This window comes from Aquidulcibacter sp. (assembly GCF_044346625.1).
In the GTDB taxonomy this organism is placed as follows: Bacteria; Pseudomonadota; Alphaproteobacteria; order Caulobacterales; family Aquidulcibacteraceae; genus Aquidulcibacter.
Genome location: NZ_JBIIYV010000001.1, coordinates 1 through 16696, shown reverse-complemented (window position 1 = coordinate 16696; position 16696 = coordinate 1). Strand labels below are relative to the sequence as shown.

Sequence of the window (16696 nt, the reverse complement as noted above, 5' to 3'; positions counted from 1 at the left end):
CGGGCACGCATACTGGCCGGTCCGCCGACGTTTCAAGAGGACCAAAGACACCATGTTAGCCTATACGATGCGACGCCTCATGGTGGCCATTCCCACCATGCTGGTCATCATTGCGGTGGCTTTCTTTATGATGCGTTTGGCACCAGGTAGCCCATTTGATACCGAACGTGCATTGTCGCCTGAAATTCGCGCGCAGCTCATGTCCTTTTACGGGTTTGATAAGCCACTCTACATCCAGTTTTTGGACTATTTGAAAGGGCTTGCGACCTTCGACTTAGGTCCGTCCTTGATTTACAAGGACCAAACCGTCAGCGAGATCATTGGTTCCGGTTTTCCGGTATCAATGACAATTGGTTTGGCAGCGTTGCTATTGGCGACCTGTGTGGGCGTGCCGATGGGCCTATTTGCCGCTCTGAAGCAAAATAGCTTGCCCGACTATTCCATCATGGCCATCGCGATGGCCGGTATTTGTATTCCGTCCTTGGTTGTTGGGCCGATTTTGTCGCTAGTGTTTGGGGTTTATCTTGGCTGGTTGCCAACAGCAGGCCTTGATCTGGGCAAGATGACGTTTGAGACGTTGCTGCTGCCAGTCGTTACTCTATCCTTGGCTCAAATCGCCATCATCTCGCGCTTGGTGCGCTCTAGCGCTGTGGAAGTCTTGCGCTCTAACTTTGTACGAACGGCACGCGCGAAAGGCTTGCCTGAATATCAAGTCCTAGCCAAGCATGCGCTGAGGGCGGCCCTGTTGCCCTTGGTTTCTTATTTAGGCCCCGCCTGCGCTGGCCTGATCACTGGCTCAGTTGTGGTGGAGACAGTGTTTCAGTTGCCGGGTATTGGCAAAAACTTCGTCACGAGTGCTTTGCAGCGCGATTATCCCGTCGTGATGGCGGTTGTTGTGCTCTATGCGGGCCTCATCATTCTACTTAATCTTCTGGCCGATCTCGCATATGGCCTCTTAGACCCGAAAGTAAAATACGAGTGACCCTGCTGACGACACCCCAAGAAAAGGCCGAGCTTCTCGAAGCAGCCGTCAAAGGACGCTCGCTTTGGGATGATGCACGCCGCCGCTTGTTCCGCAACAAGGCCGCCGTGGGCAGCATGATCGTGCTCGGCACTTTGACTTTCTTGGCGATCTTTGGCCCGTTTTTCTGGCCACATGATTATGAGACCATCTATAATGACCGCGTGTTGCAGGGGCCCACTTGGGAGCATTTGCACATTTTCGGCACCGACCCGCAAGGGCGGGACTTATTTGTGCGGCTATTATACGGCTTGCGCATGTCGCTGGCGGTGGGCCTTGTCGCAACAGGGGTTTCGCTTCTGATCGGGGTTATCTGGGGTGCGACGGCTGGCTATATAGGCGGCCGGGTCGATCAAATCATGATGCGCATCGTCGATGTGCTCTATGCGTTACCGTTCATTTTTTTTGTGATCATCTTGATGGTGGTGTTTGGCCGCAATTTGATCCTGATCTTCGTGGCGATTGGGGCAGTGGAGTGGTTGACCATGGCGCGGATTGTTCGCGGGCAAACGATCTCATTGCGTAAAAAGGAATTTGTTGAAGCAGCCGAAGCCGCCGGCGTCACCAGCTCCAGCATCGTCACCCGCCATATCGTTCCCAATGTCCTCGGGCCCGTTGTTGTCTATGTGACTTTGACCATTCCAGCCGTCATCTTGACCGAAAGCTTCTTAAGCTTCTTGGGCCTTGGTGTTCAGGAGCCAATGACCAGCTTGGGCAATCTGATCTCAATTGGGGCGCGCGAGATGGAAATCGCCCCATGGCTATTGATCTTCCCAGCTACGACGATGATGGTCACCTTGTTCTGCTTCAACTTCATCGGCGACGGCCTGCGCGACGCGATTGACCCACGCGACCGCTAGATCGGTCGCGAAGGGGCGCAAAGCCGCTCAAGTCTATTCAACCCGGCGAACGCGATAGCCTTTATTGCGGCCTTCGACCGTCAGGATAAAGGAACCCATGGCAGCTGTGCGGATCTTCACTTTATAGGGTGGGCGCGAGGGGGCATTGAGTTCGCCTGCCTCGGTCAAGCGCCAGACCTGCCCATTTTCAAGCGTAAGTACGACCCGTCCAGCCGATTCCCGCGTGCTGGCCACGGTGAAGCTTTGCTCTTCAATATCCGCTTCCACCGCAGCAGCAGCCACGCTTTGGTCTTTGCTATCGGCCTTAGAGCCACCGCCAAAGGCTGGGAAGCCCAGCTTCGGAAGGGAGGGGAGGGAGAAGCCAAACGCCTCACGGCGCACCTTTTCCACCCGTTGTTTGTCGAAAGTCACAATCTCAGACTTCGCCTCTTTGGCCCGAATGGTTGCAACAGCGGCATCAAAGCACGCCAGACGCTCTGTTGGGTCGGTTTTATTCGCGCAGGCATAGATGGGCTCCAGTGGAGAAGCCGCCGCATTTGCTGGATTTTGTCCCGATTGGGCCCATGCAACTGCACCAAATGTCATAAAACTCGCTGCAATGAGCGTGGTACTGAATTTGTTCATTTCACGTTACCTTCACAAATCGTAACAAGGTTTTTGTCGTAGTGCCTGTCTGCATAGCAAAAGCAGGCCTGTGCGCTATAGAGGTCACACACTAACCCGATCGGGAGAGACAACGAAATGAAAATCACACGCCGGTCTTTGGCTGCCGCAACTACAGCTTTGGTTTTGAGTTTGGGTTTGGTTTCTTGTGGCGGTGGCGGTGGTAGTGCCGACGCCGACAAGGCGCGGACGCTTCAAATCGGGAATGGTGCGGAGCCTTTGTCTCTCGACCCTCACCAGGCCTCAGGTACGTGGGAGAACCGGATTATCGGCGACATGCTGCAGGGGCTAACAACCGAGGATCCCCAGGGTCGTCCAATTCCTGGCATGGCGACGGAATGGTCCACCAGCCCTGATGGCCTTGTCTGGACCTTCAAGTTGCGCGACGCCAAATGGTCGGATGGTCAGCCGGTGACAGCTGAAGATTTCGTGTTTGCTTGGCAGCGGATCATGACCACAACCCCGCCAGCCAAATATGCGTCCATCCTCTATATCCTCAAAAATGCGGAGAAAATTTATGATGGCCGCATCAAGGATGTGACCCAACTGGGCGTGCGCGCCATTGATGCCAAAACCCTAGAAGTCACGTTGGAGCATCCGGCTCCTTACTTGCCGGGCCTTTTGACCCATTACACCTCGTTCCCAATTCCAAAGCATGTTGTGGAAAAGGTTGGCAAGGATTGGATCAAGGCCGAGAATTTTGTCGGCAATGGCCCCTATAAGCTGCAGCAATGGAAGCCAAACGACTTCGTTCATGTTGTGCGCAACGCGAACTATTACGACAATGCCAATGTCTGTATCGATCAGATCTTCTTCTACCCTACCTCAGATGACAACGCAGCGGAGCGCAAAGTCCGTACCGGCGACCTTGACATCAACACGAATTTCTCCGGTTCGCGTCTAGAAGAGATCAACAAGAATTTGCCGGGCTATGCCCGCATCCATGGCTATACGGGCCTGACCTATTACGTCTTCAATCTGCGCAAGGCGCCGTTTAACGACGCGCGTGTGCGTGCCGCGATTTCGATGACGGCAGACCGTGAGTTCGTGACCAAAGAGATCCTGAAAGCAGGCCAACAGCCCGCCTACAGCCTCGTGCCGCCGGGCATTGCCGATTATCAGACTGGTGTTATGTCAGCCGACTTTAAAGGCCAAAGCATGGAAGAGCGTTTGGCCCGCGCCAAAAAGCTCTTGGAAGAAGCAGGCTATGGCCCGAATAAGCCCCTGAAGTTCACTTTCAGCTTCCGCAATTCCGGCGATAACCCTCGTGTGGCCCCGGTTGTACAGCAGAACTGGGCCAAGATCGCGCCGTGGGTTCAAGTCGAGATTTTGGGTGCCGAGACCCAGATCAATTACGAAAAACTGCGTACGGGCGATTTCGAGCTGGGCGATGCAGGTTGGATTTCAGACTTCAACGACGCCAAAAACTTCGTCTATCTGTTCCAGACCAGCACCGGTCAGCTGAATTATGGCAAATATAGCAATCCAGAATTCGATAAGCTGATGGAAGCCGCCGACGTCGAGAAAGATACGGTTAAGCGCGCCAATCTGATGAAGCAGGCTGAAGGCATTTTGCTAAAGGAAAATGGCTTTATGCCGATGTGGTTCCTAACCAACCGCAATCTCGTCAGCCCTCGTGTCACTGGCTGGGTCGATAATGCTGTGGATATCCACCGCGCTCGCTACCTCTGTACCACTGAAGCCCAAAAAGGAGGGGCTGCGCCAAAGTCGTAATCCTTCGGCTTTCCTGTTTTCACGATAAAAAGCCCGGCAGGTTGTCCTGCCGGGCTTTGTTTGTTTCAGGACACAGAGGTTGCAATCCTGCTATTCAGCGTAACACGGCGCTCTTTTGGTTCTTTGGCAATTTCAAACCCGGTTCACTAAATGTCTTTGAGATGTTGCCGCAATTATGGTCCAGCATGTCTAGCATGAGGGGCACAAATTGCTCGCGATGCGCTGGCGTCATCTTATTGAGCGTGTGAGACATCCCGGGGATTTCCACATAGCGAAAATTCGCTTTGGGATTCACTTGGCGAATCCGCGCTGCTGTTGTGCGGGAATGGATGACATCGGCCTGGTTGTCGTAGCTCCCATGGAAGATCAAGAAGGGGATCTGCACCTTGTCAAGGTTTTCCATTGGGTCCCAACCGTCTACCGTTCGCCCTTGAATTTGCCGTTGAAAACGGCTTTCACCCCAGTCATTCTTGATTCTTTGCAAGTCGACAGCTGGTGCCCCTGCGATGGCGCATTGCCACAGGCCTTTAGAAGTCGTGCCTGACCTTGCTGCCGCGGCTGCAGCTGCAAAGCCACCATAGGAATAGCCAAACATCATCATGCGGTCGGGATCAGCAACGCCTTGTTCAACGAGCCAGCGAGCGCCATCGTCCTTATCGTCCTGCATTTTGGCCCCCCATTCCTTGTCTCCGGCGAGCCAAAGCTGCAGGCCTAGCCCTTCAGAACCACGATACTGCGGCTGCAAGACCGCAAAGCCGCGAGTAGCGAGGAGAGGAGCCCAAGCGGCGACATCCCAAGACATATCGTCTCGTGACCACGGCCCGCCATGCGGCATTACCACTAAAGGAATTCGCCCGTCTCTTTGGGCATCATAGCCAGGGGGGAGATAGACGATGCCGGGAATATCCAACCCGTCACGCGCTTTGTAAGTTACCCATTGAGCCGGTGCGAGATTGGCTGGATTTACATCAATTCCATCTAGCGCGCCAATAATGCGCGTCAGTTTGGTGCCGTTCTCAAAGATGAACCAAGTCGTTGGAAAGTTGGCGGAAGAAACTTCTACTAAGGCTCTTGTCCCGCCATCTTTGACGCTTACCAAGCTAACAGATTTTCCCGGAAACTGCCGTTCAAGTTTGCTTTGCAACTCCTTCAGCGTGGGGTCTGAATAGGTACATTCGAAAACTGGTCCAGCGTAACAGAAGCCTGCTAGCGGATCACCTGCGAGAGATTCATCGTCGTTAGCAGCCCAAAACCGAATGCTAGCCGCATCAAATTCTGTGTTTGCGAAAATCGGGGCCTCAGAGAATTTCTGAGTTGGGATATCAAACTCATAAATTGCTTCGTAGTTTGAAAACTTATTAGTCCGAACCCACAACTTTTGGGCGTCCTGACTCATTCTCAAAACTGTTAGTGCGTGGCGAGACGAGTAATCGAGAGTAAGGGGTTCCAATAACTTCCAATTACCACCCACCTCACGGAAATAAGTTCTCCTGAAGTAGACGCCATTTTCCACTTTCAAGTCATACTTAATACGGAAGTTGTAGTCATTGTCTAGGCCGACACTTGCGAGACTTTCATCATCGCCTTGTCTCGCCACACGTTGGCCAACACCAGTGCGGACGTTGACTTTAAATATATCAGACGCCTCAAACAGCGCACCTGAGGCCATCAAAACGTGCTCAGGATCGCGCGCCATGCGGTTCAATAGTCCAGCAACAGCCGTTTGGCGGAGTTCGAAAGCACCTTTCATCGGCTCGATGAATTCCTTGCCTTCAAGGTCTGTGAATAAGACTTTGCTGAACCAGTCCGAATTAGCGCCTGCCGATACTGGTTGGTTCACAATTATCGAAAGCCGGTCGTTCTTGATAAAGCTCACTGAAAAGAAGCGCATTCGGGAGGAGCCGATGACGGAGGGATCTTTTGTTAAATTCCGTGTATCCCACACCTTTACAACGGGGTTGCCATTTGGCACCGGGACCACCGCCGCGATATGATTGCCATCCGGGCTCATCACGACATTCGTCAGGGCGTAATCCCCAATAGCCGCAGCGACAGGCAATCTCGGCGTCTTTGGGGCCCAAGGCTCTGCTTTAGCTGAGTGTAATCCTAGAACAGAAACTAAAAGTACACTCAAAATTATGGACTTCTTTGTCGCACTCATTCTCATTGATTTGGCTCCGGTCAAATTGGCGCTTCCTACTTCCAGGCTCCACACCTTAGGTATTAGTTTCAATGCTATCCGTTTTTGCTTGGCTTTGGAATAGCCTATACACCTTTCTTGTCGGCCCGCAGTTGAGAAGCCATTGCACGATTGTTGATACATCAATTGATTCTATGAAGGTAAAGGCATTGCAACGTGATCCGGGGACCATATCCGGCGCTTGGAGCGATCTATTGCTACGTGCGCATCAGTTGATGCCAAATGAGGTTTAGGTATTCACACACGCAGGCATACGGTGGCTCCGCACCATTGAGATAGGTTGCAGATTTATCACATTTTTGTGTCGACGGCAGCCGAGCCTTTCTTAGGTGGCTGGTCCTGCTTGTAATCTTAGGGCGTTTAAGTCTAACTCACAGTTAGACCAACAGTCTTCAGCGTGTTCTGATCGTCCCAAACTGAAAATCAGTGACCGGCGACCATCGAAGGTAGTCAAGTTGGAAAACACTTTTGGGGAAATCAAAATGTCAATTCGTTTTCAATCTCGGCGTAGCTTGCTGGGTGTCTCGTCATTAGCAATTTGCGTTATGCTTGGCGGCACTGTTTGGGCTCAGACGGCTCCGGCACCTGCGTCCACTGCGCCGGCTGAGCCCGTCCCATCGGTTTCCAGCGCACCAGAGAAGCGTGTTGAGACAGTGATCGTGACTGGTTCGCGTTTGTCACGGAGCACGTTTACTTCGACGGCACCGATTACTGTAATCACCAGCGAGAATACAATATTGCAGGGCCAAATCGATGTCACCGAAAGCCTTCAAACTAGCGTGGCTGCGGCGGGTTCTGGGCAGGTCAACAACTCATTCACCGGTTTCATCACCCAAGGTGGTCCCGGCGTGAATACTATTGGTCTCCGGGGTCTTGGCCCAGGTAGAACCTTGGTCTTGATGAACGGCAAGCGTCTTCCACCTGCCGGGACGCGAGGGCAAACTAATGCCGTCGACTTGAACATTATTCCCACATTGGCAATTGACCGAACGGAGGTCTTGCGCGATGGCGCGTCAGCGACCTATGGTTCAGACGCGATTGCTGGCGTGGTCAATTTGGTGACTCGGAAGAATCTAAATGGGTTCGAAATGGACTTTGCTTCCTCGCTCCCCGAAGCAGGTGGGGCAGAGCAATATCGGATCGGGGCTGTTTGGGGCAAAACAACTGAGAGCTATAACTTCATGGTATCAGCTGAGTACCAGCGCTTCGAAGAATTAAACCTCCGCGATCGTGACTTTTCCGCCTGTGTCACAGACTATGTGTTTGATGGCGCTACCGGTGCACGGGCCGACTTTATTGATCCCAAAACAGGCACTTTCTTTTGTAAGGGCGATACCTTGCAAAACTATATTGAACCTCAAGGCAATGCGCTTTTGGGCGTGGGAAGTTGGATCGGGGACCCAAACATCACGGCCTATCGCACAGGCGTTCGCCCGGACACAACGCCCCTGCCGGGCTCAACGGTTAATTGTGTGAATGCGTTTGGCTTTGTTGTGGGCTGTAACGCGTTGCTAGAAGTTCCTGGATTCCGACGCCTCTTCTATCCGCGCGCTGGAACCCAAGGGATTCCTTTAGATTATACGATTTTTCCACAAACGCCTTTATACGGGGAGCAGGACATATTCTCACCTGTTGAGCGGACGACGATTTATGCCAGCGGTGCTATTGATTTAAAGGGGTTCGGCGGTGCCGAGTTGTTCGGTGAAGCCCTGTTGAACCGTCGAGAATCAACTCAAGATGATATCGCAAATTTTGAAGCCATCGTTCCGCGCACATTCCCCGGAAACCCCTTCAGTGTTGCGGTAAGAGCAATTCCTGGTGTTGGGACGAAGGCTGGGCAACAAGTTGATACTTGGCAAATTGTCGGTGGCCTTCGTGGAGCAACTGGCAATGGCTTCGGAGGTTTCCTAAAGTCGGGGCGTTGGGAAGTATCAGCTCAAACCAGCAGTGCTGTAGGTACCTATACAATTACGGATGTTCTGCGTGATCGCCGTGATGCTTCCTTGGCTGCAACTTCGGCAACTTCCTGCCCGACTCCTACCCTAACAGGCGGCACGTGTTTGCCTATTCCATGGCTGACCGAGCGGGTCGTGAGTGGTCGATTGACTGACGAGGAGCGTGCTTATCTTTTGAGCACAGATGATGGTGAGACTACTTACAAGCAAACTATTGTCGAAGGGAACATTAACGGCGAAGTGTTCCAATTACCTGCAGGTCCTGTCAGCGCCAACTTTGGCTTTCACTATCGGACGTACTCAATTGACGATATTCCGCCAGCTGAGGCTTTGCGCGGAAACACTCTAATTTTTTCAACAGCTGGGCGCACAAAGGGCGATGATGCTGTTATAGAACTCATGGGTGAGGTAGAGCTGCCTATCTTGAAGGGTAAGCCACTCGTAGAGGATCTGACCCTCAACTTACAGGGTCGCTACACCGACTATGATTCCTACGATAGCAACTCAACTTACAAGGTGAGTGCAAATTGGCAGATTTCGCCCGAAGTGCGTCTACGCGGTGGCGTTGGTACATCTTATCGTGCGCCAGCTCTGTTCAATCTGTTCTTGGCAAATCAGACCGGCTTTATTAGTCAGGCCAATGATCCATGCCGCTTGTGGGGTGAAAAAACCAATCCAATTACACGCGCGCGCTGCGCTCGTGATGGAGTACCTGCGACCTTGACTGGCGGTAACTCAATTACCGCTTTATCAACCGGCAGCGTCAACAATGCCGCGTTGGGACTAAAACCACTTGCTGAAGAAACCGCCGAAACAAATACGCTTGGTATTGTTTGGCGGCCAACCTTTACGGATTTACAAGTGTCACTGGACTACTCCGAAGTGGTTGTGAGTGATCAAGTGGCGGTATTTGGTGCTGCAAACATCTTGTTCCTTTGCTATACGTTCCCCGAAGAGAAGTATCAGTTCCTGTGTAAAAACATCAAGCGCAATGCGGCGGGCAACTTGTTCCCGTTTGCCGTCGAAACGGTTATCAACCCTTACTTTAACATTTCTTCGGCTGCTCAGGCTGAATTTGCGATTAACATTGATTATCGCAAAGAGCTTGCGTTTGGAACCTTCTCAGTCAATTCCGAGACTACCATTCAGACCAAGTCGGAAACTCAGTTCATTCCAGAAGAGGATGCTGATAGCGATTTGGGCGAATCTGGGACCCCTGAATTTGTAAATCGGACTCAATTCCAATTCCGGAAGAAAGACTGGACTTACACGTGGACTGTGTCCGCTTATGGCAAAACATCTGATAACAAGCGTTTTGTGGATCGATTTGGTTCGAATCCAACAGACTTTGGCGGCATCTACGCCTTCAAGGGGCTTGATGAGATTTATTACAAGACAAAAGCAGAAGCGACGATTTATCATGGCTTCACAGTTCGCTATCGCAGCGATGATTGGACCATTGTTGGAGGTGTTTCCAACCTATTTGATGAAGCTCCTCCTGCAATGTCGGCAGCACCTTATGGTGGTGCTGCGGTCAATAGCCGCTTGGGGACAGCTCTTTTGTCCAGTCAATATGACTTACGGATGCGTTCTTACTTCCTAAATCTAACCCGACGCTTCTAGGCTAAGTTGCCTCAAGCAAGATTGAAGGGCGGCCTTCTGGGGCCGCCCTTCTTTGTTTTTGGTGTCTAGTTCTTAGTGAGGGAGAATGACGTTTTTGTGATCGAGGCCTTGTAATCAAACCAGAATTGCGTGGAGTCATTCTTGTGAGGAATTGTATTCGCCAAAACTGAGACACTTTAGCAACAGAATTGAACCGTATTGTCATTTCCCTGTCATTGAAGCGTTGACGATTTGTAATGTGCTGGCTACCTCTCAATCCGATTGCTCGATATCCTGCTACAAAACGTGGAAGAGCAGGGGACAAATGGAGGTTCCAGTATGAAAATTTCAATGACCCGCGAGCTCTTGCTCGCGAGCACTATTGTTGCAGGCCTTGGCTTTGCAGCGCCAGCGTTTGCCCAGACGGCGGCGGCAGCAACCGAACCTCAAGCAGTTGAAACCGTAGTGGTAACTGGATCAAGGTTGCGTCGTGAGGTCCTCGATTTGCCGAACCCAACATTGGTTGTGGGAGTAAAAGAGCTGGACGACAAGGTGCTCGCGAATGTCGGCGACGCGATCGAAGACATTCCCTTGATGGGGAATGGAAGTAATGCTCGTGGCACGCAAACGCAGAATGGCGACAGCTTCATCTTGCCTGACGTGTTGGACCTCGGAACAAACCGGACTTTGACGCTCGTTAATGGTCGCCGGATGCAGCCCTCGCTGCCGGCCACAAATTTTGTTCCCGGCAACACAACTGGATCCCAAGTAGATCTGTCAACAATCAACCCGGCTTTGATTCAGCGCGTTGAAGTCATCGCTGGGACTGGCGGGGCAATTTATGGTGCTGATGCGGTTGGTGGCGTCGTAAACCTAATCCTTAAGGATAATTTTGAAGGGGCGACTACTACTTTCTCCGCCGGTGCAACAGAGCTTGGGGGCGGTCAACAAGGTCGGTTCACTGGGTTGGTCGGCAAAAATCTGCTGAATGGTCGCGGGAACATCACCGCGTCTGTGGACTATTTTAGCCAAGCAGCTATCTTTGCCAGCGATAAGAATGCTGCACGGTATTTGGGCTCGGGTATTCTCAACCCATTCAATGGTGGAGTACGGAACCCAGAATCTTTTTCTGCGGCAAGTGCGGCTGATTTATTGCGTTCCGGCGGCACGCTTCCCGTTTCGTTCCTGTCTGCTGCCACTGACGGAATTTCATCGACTTTCTTTGGTCCATTGACGCTTGCAAGTCGCGTCGTCTCTGTGAATGGCGTTTTGGTCACACGGCACGGATATTCAGGTGGGTTTTCCAATACCAACCAGATTGTTCCATCCGTACCAATCAATCCAGGTATCTCGGGACGGTTGGCTGATCCGCAAGGGTTCTCGTTCTTTGCTCCAACGGGCCTGCCTGCTGGGGTGTCTGCCTTAGCCGTAATAAACTCCATTGCACCAGGTACTAACCTGACCGGTCTCACCGCTGCGCAGCAAACGGCGCTCGCTGTTAACTTGCTGCAACGCAATCGTCCAACGCCACTAGAATGGTTCAAGAACAATCCAAATGTTGACCCGCTTCTTTTAATTGGCACGTTTGGGACTTTTTCGAACCTAACATCGACAGCTGCCGGAGTGATTGACATAGCCAATGGGTACTTCCCAACAATCACCAATACAGACGCAGCTACTGCTCTTCTGTTCCCAAGGCGAGCGGTTCCGTTACAATTTAACTCTGCTGGCGACTTGGTACCATACAACATCGGAACTGTGTCGCCGACAAACCCAGGGCTTTTTGGATCTGGGTTCGGGTCAGATGGCTATGACAGCACGAAAGCAGGCCATTCTCAGATTCAAGCGGGCACGGAACGTTTTTCATTTGGGGCAACCAGTAAGTTTGAAATTGCTGACTTCTTAAATCTGAGAACAGAATTACAATATAGCACCGTGGATTACGAGCAAATCGGGGGTGCTCCTGGCAACTCGACTACGGGCAATGCTGCAGCGGGTACCTTTGCTATCCCGGTGTACCTCGATCAGAACCCGTATGTTTCGGGTAAGGCGCTGGCTACAATAGCGGATCTTTCAACCAAAGGGTTTGTAGTTCCAGTCGTCAATGGTCAACGAACCCTCTTTATAAATCGGGCGCTGACCGATCTATTTGACGGGGGCTTAAGGTCTACTTCAAGTAATGAAACCTTCCGGGTTATGAACGCACTTGAAGGCAACTTCAAGCTGCTTGATAGAGCGTTTTATTATGAAGTTGCCGGGATTTATGGTCGTGCAAAAGTTACGGCTCAGCAACAAGACGTTAGCGATATTGCTTTCGCATTGGCGGTAGACCCTGTCGTCAGTAATGGCCAAATTGTATGCCGTCAGCAAACCCTAACCGCTCCAGAATCAATCACCGTGCGCAATCCAGGCATTACCTCTGGTTTGACAACGGTAAGCTTGGTTCCCTCGGCGGCAGACGTTGCGGCATGTAAACCCTTAAATCTGATTGGTTCGCAGAAGATCTCACGGGCGGATGCAGATCGGATATTGGTAGAACAACGAACGGATGCAGAGAATACATTGACCTCCGCGTCTGCGTCACTCGGTGGGCAGCTATACAAGTTACCGGCAGGTTGGATGCAGCTTGGTGTGCAGGCCGAAAAGCGTACCGAGGCTGCAGAATATATCACGAACCGGACACTAAAGTTGGGCTTGGGACGCAATGCAACCCAAGGTGACAACAAGGGGCGGCGGGACTTCGTTGAGTATGGGTACGAAACTAACATTCCTGTTTTTGGAGAGGACTTTAACTTTCCATTGTTGCGGCAGTTGGATTTAGCCTACGCATGGCGTATCGTTGAGCGGTCGCAATCTTCGCCATTCGCAAGCACATCTGGCGCTGATAGCAAGGATGACACGTTTAACTATAGCGTAAACTATAAGCCGATTAACGACTTAAGTTTGAGGAGTGCAACAAGCCGAACCGTTCGCTCTCCGTCGATTATTGAGCTATTTGACCCTGGCCTGCGTGCATTCGGTGGATTGAGTTCTGAATCGCACCCGTGTTCAATTGGAAACATTGGCGCTGGGCCAAACCCTTCAGTGCGTCGGGCAAACTGCGTCAAGGCGGTTCAGCTTCTTGGTATCGCGGCTAATGAAGCGGCTTCAACCGCATTCTTGGCTAGTTTTAATCCAGCGACTGCGCCTAACAGACCGGCAGTTGCGGTCGGGAACCCGTTTCTAGGAAATGAAGAAGCGAATACGACAACATTTGGCGCGACGTACTCGCCTTCCTTCATTCCGCGGCTTGTGATTTCCGTTGATTATTTCCAAGTTAAACTCAAGGGTGAGCTTGGCCTTGTTGGAACTCCAACTACAACCAACGCATGTTTTGATTCAGCGGCATTCCCAAATTCGATCGTAGGCGCGGCAAATCCAGCTTGTGACGCAATACTGTTTGCGGTTCCAGGACCTGGTGGCTTTGTCGTTCCATCAGTCAATGCTTTGACTGGCCGGACTACGCCGCTTACGATTGCCTACGGTGGTCAGCAGGCCAGCCCTAACTCTGCATTTGAAATTGCGGCCATTGACTTCTTAAATCTCAATTTGGCTTCCCGAGAATTGGAGTCGATGAATTGGGAAGTGCGATACAACTTCGGTCTGAAGGAGCTTCCCTTCGTTGGAAACTTCTTAGAGAAAGCCGGCAATCTCTTTTTGCGTGGGACTGTTTATCATACGCAACGCTATGAGCGCTTTACACCAGCCTTAGACATTTTTGATAAGGAACATGGTAACCCTGAATTCAAAACAAGGTTGGATGTGCGTCACACCGTCGGTGGTTTTGAACACACCTTGCAATGGTTCTGGCAAAGTGAAACAGTTTCCAATATCCAGCTTACAACTCCCGTGGCAGATCAGTCACCGGCATTTGTTTCTCCGGAGTTCAACTACTTCAACTACTTCGCCAGCTACAAGTTTGAAAATGACTTGACGTTACGGTTGTCGGTAAACAACGTTCTCGATACCATAGAGCCTCGGGGTATCTATGGTGTTGGTAACGACTTCGACGGTGGGGTTGGTCGGGAGTTCTTAGTTTCGCTAACAACGAAGTTCTAGAACTCTTCCGATTTTACACTCGCTGGAAGTAGCTTTAAGACCTGATTAGGCTGACCCGAATAACTTCGGTTTACACCCTCATTGAGTTTGATGTTTGTCTACAATGTGTTTGGGCTCCCTTAGGTTAGTCACGGGTTGATTAACGAGGGGAGCCCAAATGCTTTAAACTCTGCTGATCGGCCTAAGGGGTCATTGAAGTGTTTGTTCGTCCAACCACCTTAGTTTGATGGCTCTCGTGTCTCTTTCTACGATGTTTAGTTGGGAGTGGCAGCAAGCGGAGGGCACGTTTGGATAGGCTGTTTTGAGAGGTGCACGCTGTGCGTGCTCAGCTCTGGCTTAGTTGTAAGGGCGTTGCGTGCCGCTAAGCTGGTGGGCTGTTACCAAGTGGCAGCTGCTGTTACGCTCCTCGAAGCTGTTTGCAGCGCGACGCAAGTGTCTGGCCAATGGCAGGAAGCCATTTCGATTATGTCGGGCCAAACTAAGCCCTATCATGCGGATTGCAACCAGCTTCACGTACCGCGCTTGCCAGCCATTCCATTTTTTGTTCCCAAGGACTTTTCCTGGGTGCCCGGCATTGAAGCACAGACCGCCGCGATAACCGAAGAGCTAAAGTCCGCCTTAGAGCGCCAGCAAGATGCCTTCCAGCCTTATATCGCTTACAAGCCCGGCGATCCTGTCAATCAATGGGCGGAGCTCAATCACTCGCAGCGCTGGAGCAGTCTATCGCTGTGGCGCGGCGGCGTTCGCGATGAGGCCAATCTGGCAGCCTGTCCGAAAACGGCGGCAGCTCTTGAAGAAGTTGAGATGGCGGGAATTGGTGGGCTCTGTCCAAATGCGATGTTCTCAGCCCTTGCACCACACACCGAAATCCCACCCCATCATGGCGAGACCAATGCCCGCCTTGTGGTGCATCTGCCCTTAGTGGTGCCCAATAACTGCCTCTATCGCGTTGGCTTTGAGCAACGCCGTTGGGAAGTTGGCAAAGTCCTGATCTTTGATGATCCACGAGAACATATGGCGCGCAACGATAGCGACGAACTACGTATCGTGTTGATCTTTGACGTCTGGAACCCGCTCCTCTCGCGTGAAGAGCGGGCCTTAGTTCAAACGCTTACCCAAACCGCCCGCCAATTCGCGATGGAATAGACGCGGAAGGTATTAATGCACCCGCATCGGTTCGCTCATCCTAGGCCCTCTTGCTTGGGAGGCTTCGTTCAAGATCTGGGACAGACGCTCATCACCTACCAAGGCACCAATCACGGTCGCTGCTCGGGCAGTGACCTTCGCGTTTTCAGCACTGGCCCCAAAGGCACGACTGAGGGCCGTCAATGGGTCATCAACGCTGGGATAGCTCCGCAAAGTGATGCTGTCCTTTGCTTCAATCTTGGCTAAAGCTTTGGCTTTCAAGATAGCGGTGCGCAGGCCACCAATTTGATCAACGAGGCCGAGATCCTTGGCTTCATTGCCTGTCCAAACGCGGCCTTTTGCAATCTCTTGCACGCGGGATAAAGGAAGTTTCCGGCCAGCGGCGACTTTGCCCGTAAAGTCCTCATAAATGCGTGTCACCGCCGCATTCATCGCTGCCTTCTGGCTGTTGGTGTAGGGCGTGGCGGATGAGTAGGCGCTGACAAAATCCCCGCCCGTTTGGATCGAGGCGATATTGGCACCTGTATAGCGGTTGAGCGCATCGTTGATCACAAACTTGCCGTTGAACACCCCGATGGATCCTGTAAGGGTCGATGGCATAGCAAGGATCGCATCCGCCCCGGCAGAGACATAATAGCCGCCGGAGGCCGCATAAGCACCCATCGAGACAACAACGGGCTTGCCAGCCTTTTTAGCCCGCTCAATTGCTGCCCAAATTTGATCCGATGCGCTGGGGGAGCCACCGGGCGAGGAAACCCGGAAGACAATCGCTTTCACGGCATTATCATCGGTCGCATCGCGGATGGCTGCGGCAAAATCGTCGCTGGTAATATTGCTTTCTTGGGCGAACGGGTCGCCGCTGCGCTCGCCAGTTATAATGGCCCCTTCACCGCCGACCAGAGCAATCACAGGCCCAGATGCAAGGGGAAGCTGATAGCTCGCAAAATCAACGAATTGGGCTTTGTCCTTGCCGCCAGCCCGGGTAAGTGCTGCCTCTCCTGCCTCTTCAGGCTGACCAATTTTGTCGATTAGCTTGGCCTGTAGCGCGGCTTCGGCAGACAAGGGTGCTTGGTCAAGAGCTGCCTTCATCGCTTCGACGGGCATTTTTCGGTCAAAAGCGGTAGACGCCAAGAAAGCATTGTAAATACTGCCCAGCATAGCCGTTGTGGCTTCGCGGTGCGGGGCATTGAAGGTTTTCTCGGTATAGGTGTTGACCGCGTTCTTATACTCTTTGAATTGTTCGAACTGGGGCAGAATACCGAATTTCTCCATAAAGCCACCTAAGAACAATGTCTCGGCCACGATGCCAGTTGCGGCAAAGTCTGTCGTGCCTTGCATCCACAATTCACTCGCCCCAGATACCGCCACATAGTTGGAGAGCGTTGGATATTCAAAGCCTTGCGCATGCACGATAACG

At 52.0% G+C, this 16696-nt stretch carries 9 protein-coding genes; 6 read left to right on the top strand and 3 right to left on the bottom strand.

Translation table 11 applies throughout. The annotated features are described in order from the left end of the window. Positions 1-52: 52 nt before the first annotated feature. Both ACIQ20_RS00045 and ACIQ20_RS00040 read left to right on the top strand, forming a co-directional pair. A complete protein-coding gene (locus tag ACIQ20_RS00045) occupies positions 53-982 on the top strand; it encodes an ABC transporter permease (RefSeq protein ID WP_395776178.1) in 930 nt (309 codons plus the stop codon). After that, positions 979-1881 (top strand): ABC transporter permease, encoded by a 903-nt coding sequence (locus tag ACIQ20_RS00040; protein WP_395776176.1) that lies wholly within the window; start codon positions 979-981, stop codon positions 1879-1881. Before ACIQ20_RS00045 ends, ACIQ20_RS00040 begins: the two co-directional genes overlap by 4 nt. Positions 1882-1914: 33 nt before the next feature. Here the strand turns inward: ACIQ20_RS00040 and ACIQ20_RS00035 are convergent, their stop codons facing one another. Then, on the bottom strand, positions 1915-2505 hold the full coding sequence (locus ACIQ20_RS00035) for a hypothetical protein (protein WP_395776174.1): 591 nt from the start codon (positions 2503-2505) through the stop codon (positions 1915-1917). 117 nt (positions 2506-2622) lie between these two features. Between ACIQ20_RS00035 and ACIQ20_RS00030 the strand changes: the two genes are divergently transcribed. Next, positions 2623-4278, top strand: coding sequence for an ABC transporter substrate-binding protein (locus ACIQ20_RS00030; protein WP_395776172.1), 1656 nt, complete (start codon positions 2623-2625; stop codon positions 4276-4278). Positions 4279-4372: 94 nt separating this feature from the next. On the opposite strand, the gene ACIQ20_RS00025 is transcribed toward ACIQ20_RS00030, so the two are convergent. Continuing rightward, the gene (locus tag ACIQ20_RS00025; protein WP_395776577.1) at positions 4373-6601 is read right to left on the bottom strand and encodes an alpha/beta hydrolase family protein; all 2229 of its coding nucleotides are present in this window, start codon (positions 6599-6601) and stop codon (positions 4373-4375) included. 359 nt (positions 6602-6960) lie between these two features. On the opposite strand from ACIQ20_RS00025, the gene ACIQ20_RS00020 reads away from it, so the two are divergent. From ACIQ20_RS00020 to ACIQ20_RS00010, 3 genes are all read left to right on the top strand, one after another. After that, a complete protein-coding gene (locus tag ACIQ20_RS00020; protein WP_395776170.1) occupies positions 6961-10056 on the top strand; it encodes a TonB-dependent receptor domain-containing protein in 3096 nt (1031 codons plus the stop codon). 318 nt (positions 10057-10374) lie between these two features. Then, positions 10375-14133, top strand: coding sequence for a TonB-dependent receptor domain-containing protein (locus ACIQ20_RS00015; RefSeq protein ID WP_395776168.1), 3759 nt, complete (start codon positions 10375-10377; stop codon positions 14131-14133). A gap of 351 nt (positions 14134-14484) precedes the next feature. After that, positions 14485-15279: an aspartyl/asparaginyl beta-hydroxylase domain-containing protein gene (locus ACIQ20_RS00010; RefSeq protein WP_395776166.1), complete on the top strand. Its 795-nt coding sequence runs from the start codon at positions 14485-14487 to the stop codon at positions 15277-15279. Between the two features lie 12 nt (positions 15280-15291). Here ACIQ20_RS00010 and sppA read toward each other — a convergent pair. Further along, the coding region (gene sppA / locus ACIQ20_RS00005; RefSeq protein ID WP_395776165.1) for a signal peptide peptidase SppA at positions 15292-16696 on the bottom strand (1405 nt) is incomplete at its 5' end.

What these genes read in the sequence shown, in the direction of transcription:
- ACIQ20_RS00015 (WP_395776168.1), top strand. Translation starts at nt 10,375, where the DNA reads ATGAAAATTTCAATGACCCGCGAGCTCTTGCTCGCGAGCACTATTGTT.
- ACIQ20_RS00045 (WP_395776178.1), top strand. Translation starts at nt 53, where the DNA reads ATGTTAGCCTATACGATGCGACGCCTCATGGTGGCCATTCCCACCATG.
- ACIQ20_RS00025 (WP_395776577.1), bottom strand. Translation starts at nt 6,601, where the DNA reads ATGTATCAACAATCGTGCAATGGCTTCTCAACTGCGGGCCGACAAGAA.
- ACIQ20_RS00030 (WP_395776172.1), top strand. Translation starts at nt 2,623, where the DNA reads ATGAAAATCACACGCCGGTCTTTGGCTGCCGCAACTACAGCTTTGGTT.
- ACIQ20_RS00020 (WP_395776170.1), top strand. Translation starts at nt 6,961, where the DNA reads ATGTCAATTCGTTTTCAATCTCGGCGTAGCTTGCTGGGTGTCTCGTCA.
- ACIQ20_RS00035 (WP_395776174.1), bottom strand. Translation starts at nt 2,505, where the DNA reads ATGAACAAATTCAGTACCACGCTCATTGCAGCGAGTTTTATGACATTT.